The sequence below is a fragment of the Sulfuricella denitrificans skB26 genome (assembly GCF_000297055.2).
GTDB lineage: Bacteria > Pseudomonadota > Gammaproteobacteria > Burkholderiales > Sulfuricellaceae > Sulfuricella > Sulfuricella denitrificans.
Map to the genome: position 1 here is coordinate 1,787,756 of NC_022357.1, position 19,966 is coordinate 1,807,721.

Genomic DNA, 19,966 nt, shown 5'->3' on the forward strand with positions numbered 1-19,966 from the left:
AAATTTAAAAACGTAATTGTAAGGTAAAATCAGTCGTCCATCGTTTATACCCTACAAGGCTCAGGCATGATCGCCAAAAACTCGCAATTCAGTCTGGGTGCCGGCTTCGCGCTGGTGCTCTTGCTGATGTTCGCTCTTACACTGGTGGGCCTGCACCAGATGGCCGCAATCAACGAGCGACTGGAACATATTGTCGAAGAAAATAACGTCAAGACCGAGCTTGCCACCGTCATGCGTGATTCCTTACGGGAACGGGCTGTCAGCATGCATACCATCGTAGTGCTAAAAGATCCGTTCGAGCAGGATAGCGAGCGCCTACGCTTTTACAGTTATGGAGAAAATTTTGCTGTCGCCCGGCAGAAGCTGGATCAAATGGTCTCCAGCATGGCAGAAAAGCTGGTCATGACTGAAATTAGTAATCTCACCCAGACTACCCAACCCCTGGTCATCAAAACAATAGAACTCGCCATGGCACACGATCCATCGACCTTCGACGTGCTGCAGCATGAAACCATCCCGGCACAAAAGAGACTTTTACGCGAGCTGGACGACCTGCTCAAGTTGCAACGCGAAGCGACGAATAAAGCAGCGCAGGAAGCGGCTCAGGCTTACCGAGAAACTCGAATGCTGATGCTCTTGCTGGGTGCTTCTGCTTTACTTCTCGGCATCGGCATCGCCATTCTGGTCACCCGCCGTGCCGCGCAGCATACCCACGAAATTGAGCACGCTGCCAACATCAAGTCCGAATTCGTCGCCAACGTCAGTCATGAAATCCGCACTCCAATGAACGGCATCCTCGGCATGGCCGCTTTGCTGCTCGACACCCGGCTGACTCCGGAGCAGCGGGATTATGCCGAGACGGTGCGCACCTCAGCGGAATCTCTGCTCGCCATCATCAATGACATCCTCGATTTTTCCAAGATCGAGGCCGGCAAACTGGAGATGGAAACAGAGGACTTCGACCTGCGCGAGATCGTTGCGGAAGTAGCGGAACTCCTGGCGGGTCAAGCACAATGCAAAGATCTCGAATTACTCTACGACATTCCACCCGGACACGAGTTCCGCCTTCGCGGTGCCGCCGGGCGCTTGCGCCAGATTCTCACCAACCTGACCGCCAATGCAGTTAAATTCACCGATGCCGGCGAAGTGCTGCTGAAGGTAATCCCCGAGAAGGAAGAAGCCGGTGTTGTAACGTTGCGTTTCGAGGTTATTGACACTGGCATCGGCATTAGCGAGGAAGGCCATCAGCGCCTGTTCCAGTCTTTCTCCCAGGGAGACGGATCTGCCACCCGCAAGCACGGCGGCACCGGACTCGGTCTGGTCATCTCAAAACAACTCACCGTGATGATGGGTGGTGAAATCGGTGTGGACAGTAGTCCCGGACAGGGCAGCTCCTTCTGGTTCCGACTGCACCTGGGCAGGCAGCCGGGGCGTTCAGTTCCGGTCGAGCCCGATATCAGCCTGCACGGGTTGCGCGTGCTCATCGCCAGCGGCAACGCCAATTGCCGCACCATTCTGGAACATCAACTCGAATTCTGGCAAGTCCCCTGTGCCGTAGTTACTAACGGCGAAGAAGCCTTAATACAGCTGCATGCCGCGCAGGATGAAGAAACCATGTTTAACCTGGTGATCCTCGACTCCACCCTGCCCGACCACAGCATCACCACTCTATCGCGCCTGATCAAGAACGATGCCGGGCAGGCATCACCACGTCTGGTGCTGCTGGCACCTGTTACGTTACGTTCCCACCAGGAAGAGCTAATCGCAGCCGGCATCGACGTCATGCTCACCAAACCGGTGCGCATGAATAAGCTTGCAGCTGTCCTGGCTGGTGCGGAGCAACCAGTACGCGACCGTCATACCGACTCGACGCTTCGCCCCGCCGCGAAAATTTCGCCTGCGGCGCGCATCCTGATCGTAGAAGACAACCTGGTCAACCGCAAGGTCGTGCTCTACATGCTGAATAAACTAGCGCTTCAGGCCGAAAGTGCCAGCAACGGACGTGAAGCCCTGGAAGCGCTGGCAAAAAGTTGCTATGACCTGGTGCTGATGGACTGTCAGATGCCAGAACTGGATGGATTCGAGGCCACTGCCGCAATACGTCGCCGCGAAAAAGCCGCGCACGCAAAAAGAGTTCCGATTATCGGCATTACCGCCAACGCCATGCACGGTGACCGAGAAAAATGCCTGGCGGCAGGCATGGATGATTACCTGATAAAACCACTGGAACCAGGAGATCTGGAGTCAACACTTAAAATATGGCTGCCACAACTGGAAGACAACACAGCATCCACGTCTACAGAGATGGCGCCTGTCGATCTTGAACACCTATACAACACGTTCAATCAGGATCGTAAAATCGTTGAGGAATTGATGGCGCTTTATCTCGACACAACACCATCGCTCCTGAAGAGACTTAAGGCCGCGATCGAGCGCAAGGATGTCGCAGGCGCCAAGGCCGCCCACGAACTCAAGGGAGCATCAGCTTATATCGCTGCGCGAAAAATGGCCGATCTGGCACGTGAAGCTGAACAGGCAATCAGGACTGGAGCCTGGGAGCAAGCTGAAGAAGTTATGGAGCAGATGGAAACAGCGTTCATCCGTGTTCTGTTTTTTGCCCACCAGAATGCACAGAGTCCATTACTCAATAGGTAATCGTCTTCCAGTCGTCATCCATGACCCGAGTAACGAAGGTCGCTGCGCCGGCAATGCCGGTGCATTCCGGCACCAGTTCCTCCTGTGTCACATCGCAAGGCTCCATCGCCCCGCCGCAGGCAAAGAACTTGACGCCGAGTTCGGAAGCATCCTTCATGAAACCGTAGACTGATTTTGTCCGGTTGTCACTGGGGAAAATATCCTCAGCCACACCCTTGATCAACAGGCGCACAGAACGACTGGCAAAATAAATCTCGACCTCCACATCCATCGCAGCTGCTGCTGCTGCCTGGAAAAACGGCGTACCGCACACATGAGGATGATCCGGATCGACCGTCAGCAGCATGATTGCAAGTTTATCAGCCATAGCTAAATACCGTACCCGATTTGACGCGACGCGTCAATTATGCACCGGCAATGCCTGTGGCTTATTGGGCGAGCACTTCAAAATATCACCAAAACCAGTGGCGCATCCACCATTAAAAAAGGCCCACCGCCTGATGGCTGGTGGGCCTCGCCCTTCGTTAAGCCTGCACTTGTTGCGACAATTTCTTTAATGCTCAACCTTTTCCAGCTTTTCTTTCTTAATGCTGATGTCCGCCTTCTGCTTCAGGCTCGCCAGATAGGCAGCAGAATATTCTTGTGCAATTGCCTGCCTCAACTGATTGGCATAGGATTTCTTTTTTTCCGGATCGATTGCGCCAGGCTCGACAACCTTACTTACTTTTATCAATAGATACCCGCCCTTGGGGCTCTCGATACCCGTATAGGCCGGCAGTTTGCCCGAGTCCGCCCGGAAAATCTGGTTCAACACGTCCTTGCCCATACTGGAAGCATTTTCACGGTTGATCAGGATAGTCGCACCCCATTTCAAATCAGCAACCGCATCCCCTTTCTGCAGGCTAGCTAACGCATCCTTGCCCTGTTTCACCGCCATGGCATTGCCCTGTTCGCGTAGCAGGCGCTTGGCCAATTCAGTATTCAGCTCTTCGAACGGCTTATAGCTAGCAGTCTTGAATTCTGTCACCCGCGCAGCCACCAACGTATTCGGCGCGACCTCAACCGCTTCCGTGTTGCGTTTAAGCTTGAGAGAATCCTCTGAAAACACAGCCTGCAAAAGCTTGGGATGCTTCAGCAAGGGTATGTCCGTCCCTTTTTTACTGATCCACTGGCTAGACTGAACTTTTAATTTCAGAGCGTCAGCCACTGGTTTGAGGCTGTCCGGCTGTTCGTAAACCGTATTACTGAAGGTTTCAGCCAGTTCGGCGAATTTCTTGACCGCCTTCTGTTTCTTCAGTTCCTGCGTGATCGCCCCCCTGACTTCATCGAAGCTGCGCGCGCCGCCCTGCCTGATCGCTGTCAGTTTAATGATATGAAAACCGAAATCGGACTGAACCAGGCCGGAGATTTCCCCGCCCTTCATGCCAAACGCGGCATCCTCAAACGGCTTAACCATTGCACCACGTGCGAAATAACCCAGATCTCCTCCTTTGACTGCAGAACCCGGATCCTTGGAGTACTGTCTGGCGAGATCCTCGAATTTTGCCGGGTTCTGTTTTAATTCTTTCAGGATCTGCTCTGCCTGGGTACGTTCTGCAATCAGAATATGACTCGCTCTGCGTTGCTCCGGATCATTATATTGGGCGCTATGTTCGTCATAATATTTCTTCAATTCTTCATCGCTGATAACCATCTGCTGTTGTAATTCATCCACCGACAAGACCACATAATCAAGCCGGGCCTGCTCGGGAACAAGGAATTCGTCACGGTGCTTTTCATAGTAGGCTTTGACGTCGGCGGGGTTCACTTTCAACTGAATCATGTATTGTTCTGGCGTCAGCATAGCCTGGCTGATTTCACGCTGCTGTTCCGCAAGTCGCGCAATCATGTCCTCTGCGGTGTGTGGCGCTGCAACGCCATGAGATAATCCCTCTAACAGCTGCTGAATCACCAGATTCTGGCGCAGACGATTCTCAAAAACAGTAGGGGTCATGCCTTGGGCACGTATCATGGATTCATACTGAGCCTGAGAAAATTTGCCTTCCTGCTGAAACTCCGGGATCTCGGCAATAATAGAGGCAAGCAGTGTATCGGGCAGATTAAATCCGACGCGGTTAGCCTCCGTGGCCAGCAAGCGCTGCTGAACCAATCCATCCAGGACCGACTGACGGACTTCAGGACGATCCAGAATGGCCGGATCGAAACGCTCGCCCATCGCACCACGCATCCGCTCCTGTTGCTCCTTTAAAGCCTGGCCGAATTCCTGTCTGGTAATTTCATGACCATCCACCTTAGCCAGATTATCGGCCTTGTCACCACCGCGTATGTAGGAGTCGACCCCCCATAGCGCAAAAGGAATTGTAATCAGGCCAATGATGACCTTGGCGATCAGTCCTTGGGCGCGATCTCGAATGATTTCCAGCATATTACGAACACCTCGGCCCCATTGCGGGGAAACACAAAAAAAATGGGCGAAACAGAGTTCGCCCATGTATGGCGGAGTGGACGGGACTCGAACCCGCGACCCCCGGCGTGACAGGCCGGTATTCTAACCGACTGAACTACCACTCCATGTACCTATAAAGACTTCAAAATAATAATGGTGGGTGCTGACGGGGTCGAACCGCCGACATTCGCCTTGTAAGGGCGACGCTCTACCTACTGAGCTAAGCACCCGAAGTTCGCTAGTTTACAGCATCCTTCAGCGCTTTGCCAGAACGGAACTTAGGCACTTTAGCTGCCTTAATCTTGATGGTTGCGCCGGTGCGGGGATTGCGGCCATTGCGAGCGGCGCGTGTACCGACGTAGAACGTACCAAAACCAACCAGGGTAACCATATCACCCTTTTTCAGCGCGACTTTAACGGCGCCAATAGTAGCGTCCAGAGCACGGCCAGCAGCAGCCTTGGACATATCGGCGGATTTAGCGATTGCATCAATCAACTCGGATTTGTTCACGTGTAGTCCCCTTTCTATTTGGTTTGAGAAACAGGTTGAGTCCTGCACACACTTTATAACAAGCCGCAAAACCATGTGTCAAGCGGTTTCCGCAAAATTAATCTAATTTAACGGCGTCAATTAAGGGGTTCCGGGCAGCCAGCAAATAATTGACAATAAACATGAGCGTTTTCATGCCGATAAAAAAGCCAATCCGGGCGGCGAATTGCCGGATTGGCTTTGAATGAAGCGCGTTGCGAGTTAATGCTTGATGACGGCGTCCTTTGCCTTTTCTTCAACCGGTGGAATAGACGTAGATGCAACCTCCTCTGGCAGCGCCTCCGGCTTGCGCTCGAGTGCATAACCGAGCACTTCGTCGATCCACTTGACTGGGTGGATATCCAACCGATTTTTGATGTTATCAGGGATCTCAACCAGATCCTTGACGTTCTCATGCGGAATCAAGACAGTTTTAATCCCGCCACGGTGAGCCGCCAGCAGTTTCTCTTTCAACCCACCGATCGGCAAAACCTCACCACGCAACGTGATCTCGCCGGTCATCGCGACATCAGCACGCACCGGAATCCCGGTCAGTATGGATACCATCGCGGTGGTAATGGCAACACCCGCGCTGGGCCCATCCTTAGGTGTGGCGCCTTCCGGCAGGTGAATGTGGACATCGTTCTTCTGGTAAAAATCCTCGGGGATACCTAACGCACGTGAGCGGCTACGTACCACGGAAAGTGCGGCCTGAATCGATTCCTGCATCACTTCACCAAGCTTGCCCGTGGTGATCATTTTTCCTTTGCCAGGCAGCGCCACCGCCTCAATGGTCAGCAACTCGCCCCCCACTTCGGTCCAGGCAAGACCCGTCACCTGGCCAACCTGATTGTTCTGCTCTGCCATACCGTAGCTGTAACGGCGCACACCCAAATACTTATCAAGGCCGCGCGAGGTCACCGCAATTTTGCCTTTGCCCTTTCTGAGCAACAGCGCTTTAACCACCTTACGGCAGATTTTGGCGATTTCCCGCTCCAGGCTACGCACGCCCGCCTCGCGGGTGTAATAACGAACGATATCGCGCACAGCACTTTCGGCGATACTGGCCTCTTCATCCTTAAGTCCGTGCAGCTTCAGCTGCTTCGGTAGCAGGTAGCGCATCGCGATGTTGATCTTCTCGTCCTCGGTGTAGCCAGAAAGCCGAATCACCTCCATCCGGTCGAGTAGCGGACCGGGGATGTTCAAGGAGTTAGAAGTGGCGACAAACATCACGTCGGACAGGTCATATTCCACCTCGACATAATGGTCGACGAAGGTATGGTTCTGCTCCGGATCGAGCACCTCCAGCAACGCAGAGGAGGGGTCTCCACGGAAGTCCGCCCCCATCTTGTCCACTTCGTCAAGTAAAAACAGTGGATTACGCACGCCGACCTTGGTCATGCCCTGCAACACCTTGCCCGGCATGGAACCGATGTAAGTGCGGCGATGCCCTCGAATCTCGGCTTCGTCACGCACACCGCCCAGCGCCATGCGGATAAACTTTCGATTGGTTGCGCGGGCGATTGACTGACCCAGGGAGGTCTTGCCTACCCCTGGTGGGCCAACCAGACACAGAATCGGCGCCTTGAATTTATCCACACGCTGCTGTACTGCCAGATATTCGACAATACGCTCCTTGACCTTCTCCAGACCATAATGATCCTTCTCCAGCACTGCTTCGGCAGCCTTCAGATCCTTGCTGATCTTGGTTTTCTTCTTCCACGGCAATCCGGTCAGAACATCAATGAAGTTGCGTACCACCGTCGCCTCTGCAGACATTGGTGACATCAGGCGCAGTTTTTTCAATTCGGATTCAGCCTTGGCCAATGCCTCCTTGGGCATGGAAGCGGCCTTGATTTTCTTTTCCAGTTCATCCAGATCAGAGCCTTCTTCCATATCGCCCAGCTCTTTCTGGATCGCCTTAACCTGCTCGTTCAGATAATACTCGCGCTGGCTCTTTTCCATCTGGCGTTTGACACGACCACGGATGCGCTTTTCCACCTGAAGGATATCGATTTCCGCATCCAGAATGCCGAGCATGTGCTCCAGGCGTTTTTGCACGCTAACCATTTCCAGGATTTCCTGCTTCTGCTCGATCTTGAGCGGCAGGTGAGCGGCAATAGTGTCAGCCAGGCGCCCCGCCTCATCAATACTGGCGAGCGAAGTGAGGATCTCGGGGGGAATCTTCTTGTTGAGCTTGACGTACTGATCGAACTGCGCGAAAAGACCGCGACGCAAGGCCTCGATCTCGTTTTCTTCACCATCTTCCTGCGTGATCAGGTCGGCTTCCGCGACGAAGTGGGTCTTGGCATCAGAAAATTTAGTGACCTGGGCGCGCTGACTGCCTTCCACCAGCACCTTGACGGTGCCATCGGGCAGTTTCAGCATCTGCAAGATGCTGGCCATGCAGCCAACCTCGTACAGGTCCTCTGGTACAGGCTCATCCTTGGCGGCGGACTTTTGCGCCACCAGCATGATGTGCTTCCCGGACTCCATGGCTGTTTCCAGCGCCTTGATAGACTTGGGACGACCTACGAATAGCGGGATCACCATGTGCGGGAACACCACCACGTCGCGTAGCGGCAACAGCGGCAGTTTCACGGGTTGATCTAACGTGTCATTGTGTACAGTCATGGGCTCCACCTGAAATTTAACTTACAGTTACAAAGGTAGGGACGACTTGCGGCAATTCAAGTGCATCTGAGAAAATTCGAACGCCGCCAACAGAAAGAGCCAAACAAGCCGCCGCTGGGGAAGCGGCGGCAAAACATCAGGCTGTGCCGGCCACCTTCGGCTGATCGGCATAAATCAGAATCGGCTGATTCTCCCCACTAACCACTCCGTCGTCGATTACTGCCTTGGCGACATTACTCATGGAAGGCAGGTCGTACATGATATCCAACAGGGTGTGTTCCAGAATCGAACGCAAGCCACGGGCGCCAGTCTTTCTCGCCAACGCTTTCTTGGCAATGGCGAGCAGCGAATTTTCCCTGAACTCAAGTTCGACACCTTCCATCGCAAAGAGTTTTTGATACTGCTTGATCAGGGCATTCTTGGGTTCGGTCAGGATGCGCATCAGAGCATGCTCGTCGAGATCCTCGAGGGTCGCAATAACGGGCAGGCGACCGACAAATTCCGGGATCAGACCAAACTTGATCAGATCTTCGGGTTCGACGTCACGCAGCACAGCACCTATTTCTTTGCGGTCGTCCTTGCTCTTCACTTCGGCGCCAAAGCCTATACCGCCCTTCTCGGAGCGCATTCGAATCACCTTATCCAGGCCGCTAAACGCACCACCGCAGATAAACAGGATGTTGGTGGTATCAATCTGAACGAACTCCTGATTCGGATGTTTGCGTCCGCCCTGCGGAGGCACCGAGGCAGTAGTACCCTCAATCAGCTTGAGCAGTGCCTGTTGCACGCCTTCACCGGACACATCGCGGGTAATCGAGGGATTGTCGGATTTGCGTGAAATCTTGTCGATCTCATCAATGTAGACAATGCCACGTTGCGCCTTCTCAACATCGTAATCACATTTCTGCAGCAATTTCTGGATGATGTTTTCGACGTCCTCACCAACGTAACCCGCTTCAGTCAGGGTAGTCGCATCGGCAATAACGAATGGCACGTTGAGCATGCGCGCCAAGGTCTGGGCCAGCAGCGTCTTACCGGATCCCGTTGGGCCTATCAGCAGGATATTACTCTTGGACAGTTCGACCTCATCGGTCTTGGAACTGTTCTTGAGCCGCTTGTAGTGATTGTAAACAGCAACAGAGAGGATTTTCTTCGCCTTCGGCTGATCGATCACGTATTCGTCGAGCATCTGGCAGATTTCCTGAGGCACAGGCAAGTCGGAAGCACCGCCCTTTGCCGATTGGTCGCCCTGTGCCTCCTCGCGAATAATGTCGTTGCACAGTTCGACGCACTCGTCACAGACAAACACGGACGGGCCGGCAATCAATTTACGCACTTCATGTTGGCTTTTGCCGCAGAACGAGCAGTAAAGCAGTTTTTCGCCGCCGGTTTTATCAGACATATTCAGTTTTCCTCAAATATTTTGGGCATCAACCAGTAATATCGGTTCGATTCGCCAGAACTTTATCCACCAGCCCATATTTAACCGCTTCATCACCGCTCATGAAATTATCACGGTCGCTGTCTTTTTCAATGGTTTTAACGGACTGGCCGGTGTGCTGAGCCAGCATCGTATTCAGACGCTGTCTCAAGTATAGGATTTCCTTGGCATGGATTTCAATATCGGAGGCCTGACCCTGGAAACCACCCGATGGTTGATGAATCATCACACGGGAGTTCGGCAGGCAGAAGCGTTTGCCCTTGGCGCCGGCCGCAAGCAAAAATGAACCCATGCTAGCCGCTTGGCCCAGACAGAGCGTGCTGACATCCGGCTTGATAAACTGCATGGTGTCGTAAATCGACATGCCAGCACTGACCGAACCACCCGGAGAGTTGATGTAGAAGAAAATATCCTTGTCAGGATTGTCCGATTCCAGGAACAGCATCTGCGCCACGATCAGGTTGGCCGTCACATCATTGACAGGGCCCACCAGAAAAATCACCCGTTCCTTGAGCAGTCGAGAATAAATGTCGAATGCACGTTCGCCTCGCCCACTCTGCTCGATCACCATCGGGACCATACCCAGGTTTTGCGGCTCCCAGTTCTGACTATGAATCATTAATTATTCCCCATCAGTTCATCAAAGGCGGAATTAACTTCCACCACTTTGGCGCGTTCCAGCACCCATTTGACCACATTGTCTTCGATAACCAAAGATTCGACTGTGGCTAGGCGATTCGGTTCACCATAATACCAAGCCAGCACTTGCTCCGGTTGCTCATAGCTTTGCGCCAGCTCATTCACCAGTTCACGCACCTGCTCGGGCTTGGCCTGCAACTGGTTCGCATTAACCAGCTCAGACATGATTAAGCCAAGGCTGACGCGGCGGCGCGCCTGATCCTCGAACAAATTGGCCGGCAGCGAAATATCGCCGCTGGCGCTCAATCCACGGGCACGCAAATCTTCGCCTGCCTGCTGGCGGAGATGGTCGATCTCCATCTCGATCATAGATCTGGGCTGCTCGAACGGTGTCGCGTCGAGCAGAGCCTGCATCACGCGCTCCTTGACCCGGCCGTCAATGCGCTTTTTCACCTCGCGTTCCAGGTTGGCCTTGATTTCGCTGCGCATGGTTTCCAGATTGCCGTCCGATACACCCAGCGACTTGGCGAAATCCGCATCGACTTCCGGCAGTTTCGGCTCCGCCACCTGATTCAGCGTCACCGCAAAAGTCACGGTTTTCCCGGCTAGTTCCTTGGCATGATAATCATCTGGAAAGGTTAATTCAAACGATTTGCTCTCGCTTGCCGTCATGCCAAGGATAGCCTCTTCAAAATCCTTCAGCGTATGACCTTCGCCCAGCACCAGCTTATAATCCTTGGCCTGACCGCCCTGGAATTCTTCACCATTCAGGGTGCCGCGATAGTCGATCTCGACCTGATCGCCAGTTGCAGCTTTGCGCTTGGCCAGCACATAGCTCACGCGCTGCTTGCGCAGGATTTCGATAGTTTTATCAACCTCGGCATCACCAACCACCACCTGCGGGCGATCGATCGCTACCCCGCTGACATCACCTACCACTACATCAGGATAAACTTCGAAAGTCGCAGCAAATTGCAGATCCTTGGACTCGCCCTCGGCCGGCTTGGCCTCGATCCGTGGATAGCCTGCCACTTTCAGGTTCTGCGCCCTGACTGCTTCGGAAAAGTTTTTCTGCACCGCCTCACCCAGGACTTCCTGGCGTACCTGGCCACTGTACTGCTGCTCCACAATCTTCATCGGCACCTTGCCGGGACGGAAACCATCCATCTTGACCGTGCGCGCCAGCCGTTTCAGCCTGTTACCCACTTCCGCTTCCATACTGGCGAGCGAAACGGCCAGGTTAAGCGTGCGTTGCAGTGAGCTGGAGTTTTCCGTAGTCGTTTCCATTACCTGTCTATCCCTCTAAATTAATGACTGTTGCATGTCTGGTGCGAAAGGGGGGACTCGAACCCCCACACCTTGCGGCGCTGGAACCTAAATCCAGTGCGTCTACCAATTCCGCCACTTTCGCAAAAACCTATAGTGTAATATATTCAATGATCGGCTGTCAGCTTATCAGTTTCCAGCTTCACTTGTTCCGCGAGCCATCCTACCTGAAAATCCTATGCCTCAACACTATGAAAATTTTCCGGTGGCATCCTTTTTGTTGCCAAAACACCTTCGCCGCCCGATCAGCGTCATTTATGCTTTCGCCCGTACGGCAGATGATTTTGCCGATGAAGGCGATCTCGACGATGATGCGCGACTGGCTCTGCTTGACGGCTTTCGTGACGAACTGGACAAGATCGAAGCAGGCCTGCCGCCAGCAATTTCTCTGTTCCACGAGATCAAAGAGATCATCGACCTCCATCAGCTGCCATTGCAACCTTTCTACGACCTGCTCGACGCCTTTTCACAGGACGTCGTTAAAAAACGTTATGCCCATTTCAGCGAGGTAATGGATTACTGCCAGCGCTCCGCCAATCCGGTCGGCCTGCTGCTGCTACACCTTTACGGCGCAGCGACGGAACGCAACATCAGCTACTCGAACGCCATTTGCTCCAGTTTGCAGTTGATCAACTTCCTGCAGGATATCGCCATCGACTACCACGACAAGGACAGAATTTACCTGCCGCAGGATGAACTGGCAAAATACCGCATTTCTGAAACGCAAATCGCGCGCGGCGACAACAGCGGCCTGTGGAAACCCTTCATGCAATTCCAGATCGAGCGCACGCGCAAGTTGCTGCAGGCAGGCGCGCCGCTTGGCAGCGTACTGCGCGGCAGGATCGGCCTGGAAATGCGCATGATCATCATGGGTGGCGAAACCATACTCCGTAAGCTGCATAAATCCGACGGAGATATTTTCAATGACCGTCCGCTGATCAAGCCTGGCGACTGGATATTCATGCTGTATCGGGCACTGCGAAAAAAATGAAGGAAAACACCTTGACCCCTGACCAATACTGCCAGGAACGAGCCGCAAAAAGCGGATCCAGCTTCTATTACAGCTTCCTTTTCCTGCCGCCGCTCAAGCGTCGTGCGATCACCGCCCTGTATGCCTTCTGTCGCGAAGTGGACGATGTCGCTGACGAATGCCACGATATCGCAATCGCCCGCACCAAGCTTGCCTGGTGGCGCAATGAAGTCTCCAATTTCTTCGCCGACCGCCCCGAGCATCCCGTGGGGCAGGCCCTGGCGCCGCTGGTTCGGGAATTCGGCCTGCCCGCCGCGGAGTTCGATGAAATCATCACCGGCATGGAAATGGATCTGACCCAAAACCGCTATGCCGATTTCGACCAGCTCCAGCTCTACTGCCACCGTGTGGCGGGCGTAGTGGGACTACTTTCCGCACGCATTTTCGGATACCAGGATGCGCGCACTGAAGCCTACGCCCACGACCTCGGCCTAGCTTTCCAGCTCACCAACATTATCCGCGATGTCGGCGAAGATGCCAGACGCAACCGCATCTACCTGCCCCTGGACGAGCTGACCCGGTTCGGCGTCAGCGAAGCCGATATTCTGCATGGCCGTGAAACTGAAAATTTCATCAAACTGATGACGTTCCAGGGTGAGCGGGCAAACCATTACTACGCTCAGGCATTCTCTGAGTTGCCAATGGCGGATCGCAAGAGTCAGCGCACCGGCCTGATCATGGCGGCGATTTACCATGCTGTACTGGATGAAGTCAGACAAGACGGCTACCACGTCCTGAATCAGCGAATCTCGCTGACGCCACTGCGCAAACTGTGGATTGCGTACAGGACCTGGCTCAAAGAATGAGAGTCGCCGTCATCGGCGCCGGCTATGCCGGCTTGGCGGCGGCGGTGGAACTGGCCGCAAAAGGGATACCCGTAACCGTCTTCGAGGCTGCCAGGCAGCTTGGAGGCCGTGCACGACGGGTGGATTACCGCGGCATGGCACTGGATAACGGCCAGCACATTCTCCTCGGCGCCTACCGCGAAACCCTGCGCCTGATGCGCATGACCGGTGCCGATCCCGCTGTGTTGCTGCTGCGACTACCCCTGCAACTGGTCATTCCTGGCCGCTTCAGCCTGCAAGCGGCGCCATTGCCAGCCCCTCTACATTTGGTGCTAGCCCTGCTCACTGCGCATGGTCTGACCTGGGGCGAACGTCTTTCTGCTGCGCGTTTCATGAGCGTAATGCGGCGTCGGAATTTCCGGCTTAATGACGACATTGACGCCGGAAAAATGCTGACTATGCATGGCCAGATTGGCAATCTGCGCCGCTATTTATGGGAGCCGCTGTGCATTGGCGCGCTGAACACCCCACTCGAAACCGCCTCGGCCCAGGTATTCCTTAACGTCCTGCGCGACAGCCTGGCCGGCAGCCGGGAAGACAGCGACATGCTGCTGCCACTGGCAAATCTGACTCATCTCTTTCCGGAACACGCGGCCGCATTCATCGAGAGCCATGGCGGCAAAATTGTGCATTCCCAACCTGTGCTCGCAGTCAAAGCCGAGGCCGCCGGCTTCTCCCTCGAAATGCAATCAGGGTCTGAAAAGTTCGACCAGGTCATTTCTGCGGTGCCACCACAGCGCTTGGCTGCTCTTACCGCCAACCTGCCTGAACTAGCGGAAGCAAGGGCACAGGTCGCCCGTTTCAGTTACCAGCCGATCTACAGCGTGTTCCTGCAATATCCCGCTGCAACTCGCCTGTCCCGGCCCATGATCGGCCTGTACGGTGGAGTCACTCAATGGGTGCTCGACCGCGGCCAGCTCAACCACGAAAACGGTCTGCTGTGTGCCGTAATCAGCTCGGAAGGCCCGCACCAGACCCTTGATCACGACGATCTGGCACAACGGGTGCATGACGAATTACGTGTGCTCCTTCCCGATCTGCCACAACCTTTGTGGCACAAGGTGATTGCGGAAAAGCGCGCCACCTTTGCCTGTAGCCCAGGCATGGAGCGCCCCGACCAAGTCACACCGCTACCAAATTTCTTCCTCGCCGGCGACTACACCGCCGGCGATTATCCCGCCACTCTCGAAAGTGCAGTACGAAGTGGGGTAAAATGCGCAAAACTTATTCAGGAATCAGCATGAAAAATTACCAAGCACCTCAAGACCTACTCAAGGGCCGTGTCATTCTCATCACAGGTGCGGGCCAAGGCATAGGCAAAACCGCAGCATTGACCTTTGCTGCCCACGGCGCCACGATAATCCTGCATGGCCGATCGGTAAAGAAACTGGAAGCGGTATACGATGAAATCGTGACCGCAGGCCACCCACAGCCGGCGATTTTTCCGCTTGACCTAAACAAGGCTGAAGACAAGGATTTCGCTGCAATGGCTGACGGCATTGGCGGACAGCTCGGGCGGCTCGACGGCATTCTGCACAACGCCGCCAAGGTTGATCGTCCGCAGCCGCTGGAAGACCAAACCCTGGAGCAGTGGCTGCCACTGCTGCGCATTAATCTGGCCGCACCCTTCGCCCTCACCCGCGCCTGCCTGCCACTGCTGAAAGCTTCGCCGGACGCTTCGATCCTGATGACCTCGGAAACCCACGGCCACACTCCAACCGCCTTCTGGGGCGGCTTTGCTGTTGCCAAAGGAGGCGTGGAAACGCTGGTGAAGATATGGGCGCAAGAACTGGAGGTTTACCCCACGCTACGCATCAACACGGTGGTGCCAGGCCCGGTGCAGTCACCACAGCGTGTCCGCACCTATCCCGGTGAGCGCAAGGATAGTCTGCCCAAGCCTGAAACGCTGATGCCGCTCTACCTCTACCTCATGGGTCCGGACAGCCATGGGACGAGCGGCCAGATTATCGAGGCAAATCCGGGCTAGCATCTACTTCAGGAAAAACTCCAGCTTTTCCTGTCCGACCTCGATCACATCACCGTCCTGCAGGATATGTGGCCCACTGCCGATGGCCTGTCCGTTAAGCCTTGCGGCTTTATTCCCTTCCACTTGAGTGATGAAATAGCCTGGCGGCCGCCGCATGATCACCGCAACCTGTTCTCCCGCAGTTCCGAAAGTTTTAAGCGGCCGTTCCAACTCGATATTCTGACCGGCAAACTTGCCCTTGATACCTCTCACCAGGCCCAACGGAAAACTCGCCCGAAGTGAAGACCTCGCAGTCGAGACCGAAGCATGGCTGCCCGCATCCCTTCCTGCTGACTGCGGAACCGCCCCGACTTCCCTATCGACGGCGCGTATCATCATAGTCCGGTCGTAATCCATCTCCGGGTTGGCTTTGATGTTGCCGTACTTGATCCGATAAGCACCGAGTTCTATTACGTCGCCATTTTGCAAAATATGTTTGGTAATGCGTGCACCGGTCAAGGTCGAGCCGTTAGTGCTACCCAGATCCTCGAAAATATGGTCGTTGCCCACCGTCTGAATAACGGCATGTTCCTTGCTCACACTCGGATCGTCGAGGTGAATATCGTTGCCGGACCGACGACCGATGGTAATCCGCCCCTTGTCGATAAAATGATTACCGACCATCGCTCCATTCAAAGTTACCACCAGCTTCGCCATTGCCTTATCTCCTGAACCAGCCAAACAGTCTCTCAAACAGTCCACGCCTGGCGGATTGTGCCCGCACCCGAGCCAGAACCACGGAGACATTGTCGTGCCCGCCATTGTCATTCGCCATCTGGACCAACAAATTCGCCGCCAGCGGCAAATTTGCTTTAAGTTCGCACAAGGCAAGCTCGATGTCGGTATCCTCCACCATATCATTCAGGCCGTCAGAGCAGAGCAGGTAGAGATCCCCCGGCAACATGCCCTCTTCGCGCACATCCACTTCAACCTTTTCCTCTTTGCCCAATGCACGAGTCACCAGGTTACGGTTATGTGAAAGTTTGGCATCCCCGGAATCGATCAATCCAGCCTCGACCTGGCCCTGCAGCAACGAGTGGTCCATAGTGAGTTGTTCAAGCCGGTCATAGCGCAAGCGGTAAAGACGTGAATCACCCACATGAGCAATGGAAATGCGATCATCGTGGAACACGGCGAGCGTCAGTGTCGTTCCCATGTCCTGGCACTGCGAGTTTTTCCGCGCCACCCTCAAAATCATCTGGTTGGCCTTTTCCGCCGCCCGCTTTACAGCCAGCGTCTGTGGCAGGTATCTCTTGGCCGCATCATTCTCCACTGACTCCAGGTTTCCCAGCGCTGCGGCCAACTCTTCTTTGACGACCGAAATCGCCAGGGCACTGGCCACATCACCGGCCATATAGCCGCCCATGCCATCAGCCAGCATCATCAGACCTATCTCGCTATCGGTGGCAATGCTGTCTTCATTGAATTTGCGCACTACGCCAGTATCCGTGGCGCTGGCGAATTCAACCCTGCTTTGTACTGTCATGCGTTCAGTTCCCCTGAAAACCAGCCGTTCCTGGTCGCGCCATCATAGCAACAATGAATGATCACGTTAACAACATTGATATTCTTTAATTTTTACCGAAATCTTCACACCTCACCTGGCAGGGGTGCAAGAACAGCTTCCAATGATGAATTCGGCTTGACACGGCACAGCTAAAAATCTACTGTTATAGGTCTTCGATAGACGTCTCTTCACAATAAATTCAGCATCACAAATTCAGCATCGGTTATTCATGGAAATCGAAAAACTGGGCCGCTACGAAATCCTGTCCGAGTTAGGGCAAGGCGCCATGGGCGTAGTTTACAAAGCAGTCGATCCGCTCATAGATCGTACTGTCGCTATCAAGACCATAAATCTCAACCTGTCCAATGACGAACTCGCGGATTTCGAGGAGCGCTTCAACCGCGAAGCCAAATCTGCCGGTCGACTGAACCATCCCAATATTGTCACGATCTACGATGTAGGCAGGGCCGATCATGTCGCTTTCATGGCGATGGAGTATCTGGAAGGCCGCGAACTGAAGGAGATCATCGCTTCCGGCGAGATTCTGCAACCTGGCAGGGCAGCCGAAATCATCACCCAGGTCGCCGACGCCTTGGCATTCGCCCACGACCATGGCGTTGTACACCGTGACATAAAACCTGCCAACATCATGGTACTCCGTAATGGCAGTGTAAAAATCACCGACTTCGGCATCGCCAAGATGTCGTCCGGATCCCGAACCCAAATCGGTATCATTCTCGGCTCTCCCAAGTACATGTCTCCTGAGCAAGTGGCCGGCAAACCCGTGGATGGCCGCTCCGATATTTTTTCCCTGGGGGCAGTGCTATACGAATTACTGACAGGCAAACCCGCTTTTAGCGGGGAGGACAGCACCCTGACCTCCATCATGTACCGGGTAATGAATGAAATGCCGGCATCGCCATCAGACGTCACCCCCTCACTTCCCATGGCGTTCGATTACATTGTCGCCAGAGCGCTGGCCAAGGCGCCTGAAAACCGCTATCAATCCGCACGGGAAATGGCCAACGACCTCAGAAATTTCAGGAATCTGACCGCCACTTCGACTTCCTCCAGGAAGAAATCTGCTGCAAAAACAGGAAACGATGGAGATGCCACCGTCAGATTGAATGCAAGCCAAATTCCGGCAGACCCCAGCCAGAGCAGCGGAAAAAAACGGGCAACCCTTGCAGTTGCTGCAATTATTGTCTCAGCCATCGTGCTATTCGTCACGTCCAGTCGCGAGTCTGCGGTGACGACCGTCGATGACAACAAGCTAACTACTGCCCAGACCACTTCGACAGCCAATGTAACACCCCCACCCCCTGAGGAAACCGCCACAAAGCCGGCTCTTCCTGATGCATCCGAAAGCAAAGAGCCAGATGGGAAATCGAGCATGGCCGCCCCTACCAAAGCGCCGGATGGGCAACCAAGCATTGCCGTCCCCACCCAGGCCACACTCGGTTTCGCGGTACTCCCATGGGGAGAAATTTTTATCGATGGCAAAAGTCAGGGAGCCTCACCACCGCTCAGGGAGATCAGGCTACCCCCCGGCAAACACCAGATCGAGATCAAGAACACCGACCTCCCTCCCTATCGTCAGACCGTGGAGATGGAGGCCGGGGCAAGCAAGATAATCCGGCATAAATTTAAATAAATCAGGATCATATTATGATACGCTCCCGCTTGCTTATTCTGACATCCGCCCTGCTTCTGTTGCTCAACACAGGCTGTTCTTCCGGTCCGGCCAGGGATGTCGGGCTCGACAAACTCTCACCGCGCAAGGCGGAACAGGAGCTTTCTACCGGGATAACAAACTACGAGGACGGCAACTACAAAGCTGCAGCAAAGACCCTGCAAAACGCGTTGGATTCAGGCCTAACCTTTGACAGCGATGCTGCACGGGCGCATAAATACCTGGCATTCATTCACTGCCTGTCAAACCGGGAGAAGCAATGCCGCGATGAATTCAGGAAAGCGCTGGAGAAAGATAATAAATTCGACCTGAATCCGGCCGAGGTTGGACATCCCATCTGGGGTCCGGTATTCCGTGCAGTCAAGGCGGAACACAAAAAATAGGCTCAGAGCGGCTAGGGAACACCTTGCCGGCCACTCGCTGGCATTGTAGGCGACCTTTTTAAATGGAACGCCAGCTTGATTCCGGCAATTTCGATAATGTCATGGTCTTCCAGCACATGGGGTGGGCCGCTGACAGCAATCCCATTCAACAAAGGAGCTTGTGTGCCTTCCAGATGTGTCAGGGTGTAACCTTCCTCATGACGTGTAATTACCGCCACCTGTATACCGGGCTTGCCCAGCGTGGTCAGAGTTCGGTCCAGATCCATTTCCTTACCCGCGCCAACTCCACTTAGAATCTGAAGACCCGCCATCGGCAGTTCTCCAGATGAGGTTCTCCCAGTCGGTCGGTTTCCAGAATGAGTTTGTCCCTGCGTAGCAGAGGGAAAACCCTGAGTATGGAGCAGACTTTCTTCTTGGGTTGCCAAGGTGTCGTCGGCACTCTGAATCAGATTATCGAGGTATCGCAGCTTCTCCGAGCGGCGGCTGCCATCATTTTCTGGCTTGATCACCAGAGGCTCGAACACATATTTGAGGGAATGTTTAGCTAACTTGATTTCGTCACCATCTCGCAACAGATATTTCTTGATACTTTTGCCGTTGACCTTGGTGCCGTTGGTGCTGTTCAGGTCTTCCAGAAAGGAGTCGTTACGAATCGTAATGATCATGGCATGACTGCTGCTCACTGCATTGTGGGCCAACTGTAAATCGTTGTTAGGCTTGCGCCCGATCATGATGCGTTCACGATCGAGCTGCTGCTCCCCAACCAGTTCTCCATCTAAATAAACCAGCAATTTTGACATCTTATCGCTCCG

General features: G+C 54.2%; 17 protein-coding genes and 3 tRNA genes. 7 read left to right on the plus strand and 13 right to left on the minus strand.

From position 1 onward, the window contains the following. Positions 1 to 66 precede the first annotated feature (66 nt). Complete coding sequence (locus SCD_RS08740) at positions 67 to 2,655, plus strand: response regulator (protein WP_009204772.1); 2,589 nt, start codon at positions 67 to 69, stop codon at positions 2,653 to 2,655. On the opposite strand, the gene SCD_RS08745 is transcribed toward SCD_RS08740, so the two are convergent. The 10 genes from SCD_RS08745 to SCD_RS08790 form a co-directional block, all read right to left on the minus strand. Beyond that, positions 2,645 to 3,022, minus strand: coding sequence for a DsrE/DsrF/DrsH-like family protein (locus tag SCD_RS08745; RefSeq protein ID WP_009204773.1), 378 nt, complete (start codon positions 3,020 to 3,022; stop codon positions 2,645 to 2,647). The two genes, SCD_RS08740 and SCD_RS08745, sit on opposite strands and share 11 nt — an antisense overlap. Positions 3,023 to 3,208: 186 nt before the next feature. After that, positions 3,209 to 5,080: a SurA N-terminal domain-containing protein gene (locus tag SCD_RS08750; RefSeq protein WP_009204774.1), complete on the minus strand. Its 1,872-nt coding sequence runs from the start codon at positions 5,078 to 5,080 to the stop codon at positions 3,209 to 3,211. Positions 5,081 to 5,149: 69 nt separating this feature from the next. Continuing rightward, positions 5,150 to 5,226 (minus strand) — tRNA-Asp (locus SCD_RS08755). A 29-nt stretch (positions 5,227 to 5,255) separates the two neighbouring features. Next, positions 5,256 to 5,331 (minus strand) — tRNA-Val (locus SCD_RS08760). An 8-nt stretch (positions 5,332 to 5,339) separates the two neighbouring features. Further along, a complete protein-coding gene (locus SCD_RS08765; RefSeq protein WP_009204775.1) occupies positions 5,340 to 5,612 on the minus strand; it encodes an HU family DNA-binding protein in 273 nt (90 codons plus the stop codon). Between the two features lie 240 nt (positions 5,613 to 5,852). Further along, positions 5,853 to 8,264, minus strand: a complete 2,412-nt coding sequence (gene lon, locus SCD_RS08770; RefSeq protein ID WP_009204776.1) for an endopeptidase La — start codon at positions 8,262 to 8,264, stop codon at positions 5,853 to 5,855. 136 nt (positions 8,265 to 8,400) lie between these two features. Continuing rightward, on the minus strand, positions 8,401 to 9,666 hold the full coding sequence (gene clpX, locus SCD_RS08775) for an ATP-dependent Clp protease ATP-binding subunit ClpX (protein ID WP_009204777.1): 1,266 nt from the start codon (positions 9,664 to 9,666) through the stop codon (positions 8,401 to 8,403). Between the two features lie 28 nt (positions 9,667 to 9,694). Further along, the gene (gene clpP, locus SCD_RS08780) at positions 9,695 to 10,324 is read right to left on the minus strand and encodes an ATP-dependent Clp endopeptidase proteolytic subunit ClpP (protein WP_009204778.1); all 630 of its coding nucleotides are present in this window, start codon (positions 10,322 to 10,324) and stop codon (positions 9,695 to 9,697) included. After that, the gene (gene tig, locus SCD_RS08785) at positions 10,324 to 11,631 is read right to left on the minus strand and encodes a trigger factor (RefSeq protein ID WP_009204779.1); all 1,308 of its coding nucleotides are present in this window, start codon (positions 11,629 to 11,631) and stop codon (positions 10,324 to 10,326) included. Before tig ends, clpP begins: the two co-directional genes overlap by 1 nt. 39 nt (positions 11,632 to 11,670) lie before the next feature. Further along, a tRNA-Leu gene (locus SCD_RS08790) sits at positions 11,671 to 11,755 on the minus strand. Positions 11,756 to 11,848: 93 nt separating this feature from the next. Here SCD_RS08790 and hpnC point away from each other — a divergent pair. Genes hpnC through SCD_RS08810 form a run of 4 tightly spaced genes read left to right on the plus strand, consistent with a single transcriptional unit; the run spans position 11,849 to position 15,532 of the window. Continuing rightward, on the plus strand, positions 11,849 to 12,661 hold the full coding sequence (hpnC, locus tag SCD_RS08795) for a squalene synthase HpnC (protein ID WP_009204780.1): 813 nt from the start codon (positions 11,849 to 11,851) through the stop codon (positions 12,659 to 12,661). Positions 12,662 to 12,672: 11 nt separating this feature from the next. Next, a complete protein-coding gene (gene hpnD, locus SCD_RS08800) occupies positions 12,673 to 13,506 on the plus strand; it encodes a presqualene diphosphate synthase HpnD (protein ID WP_041673893.1) in 834 nt (277 codons plus the stop codon). After that, positions 13,503 to 14,789: a hydroxysqualene dehydroxylase HpnE gene (gene hpnE, locus SCD_RS08805; protein ID WP_009204782.1), complete on the plus strand. Its 1,287-nt coding sequence runs from the start codon at positions 13,503 to 13,505 to the stop codon at positions 14,787 to 14,789. The genes hpnD and hpnE overlap by 4 nt, the downstream gene beginning before the upstream one ends. Beyond that, positions 14,786 to 15,532 carry a YciK family oxidoreductase gene (locus SCD_RS08810; protein ID WP_009204783.1) on the plus strand — a complete coding sequence of 249 codons (747 nt, stop codon included), beginning with the start codon at positions 14,786 to 14,788 and terminating at the stop codon, positions 15,530 to 15,532. The genes hpnE and SCD_RS08810 overlap by 4 nt, the downstream gene beginning before the upstream one ends. A gap of 3 nt (positions 15,533 to 15,535) precedes the next feature. Here SCD_RS08810 and SCD_RS08815 read toward each other — a convergent pair whose 3' ends face one another. Together SCD_RS08815 and SCD_RS08820 are read right to left on the minus strand one after the other, a co-directional pair. Continuing rightward, positions 15,536 to 16,228 carry an FHA domain-containing protein gene (locus SCD_RS08815; protein WP_009204784.1) on the minus strand — a complete coding sequence of 231 codons (693 nt, stop codon included), beginning with the start codon at positions 16,226 to 16,228 and terminating at the stop codon, positions 15,536 to 15,538. A 4-nt stretch (positions 16,229 to 16,232) separates the two neighbouring features. After that, complete coding sequence (locus SCD_RS08820; RefSeq protein ID WP_009204785.1) at positions 16,233 to 17,057, minus strand: PP2C family protein-serine/threonine phosphatase; 825 nt, start codon at positions 17,055 to 17,057, stop codon at positions 16,233 to 16,235. Positions 17,058 to 17,307: 250 nt separating this feature from the next. On the opposite strand from SCD_RS08820, the gene SCD_RS08825 reads away from it, so the two are divergent. Beyond that, complete coding sequence (locus SCD_RS08825) at positions 17,308 to 18,732, plus strand: serine/threonine protein kinase (protein WP_009204786.1); 1,425 nt, start codon at positions 17,308 to 17,310, stop codon at positions 18,730 to 18,732. 14 nt (positions 18,733 to 18,746) lie between these two features. Next, entirely contained in the window at positions 18,747 to 19,154 is a 408-nt protein-coding gene (locus SCD_RS08830; protein ID WP_009204787.1) for a TssQ family T6SS-associated lipoprotein, read from the plus strand. Between the two features lie 11 nt (positions 19,155 to 19,165). Here the strand turns inward: SCD_RS08830 and SCD_RS08835 are convergent, their stop codons facing one another. Beyond that, positions 19,166 to 19,954: an FHA domain-containing protein gene (locus SCD_RS08835; protein WP_009204788.1), complete on the minus strand. Its 789-nt coding sequence runs from the start codon at positions 19,952 to 19,954 to the stop codon at positions 19,166 to 19,168. Positions 19,955 to 19,966: the final 12 nt, after the last annotated feature.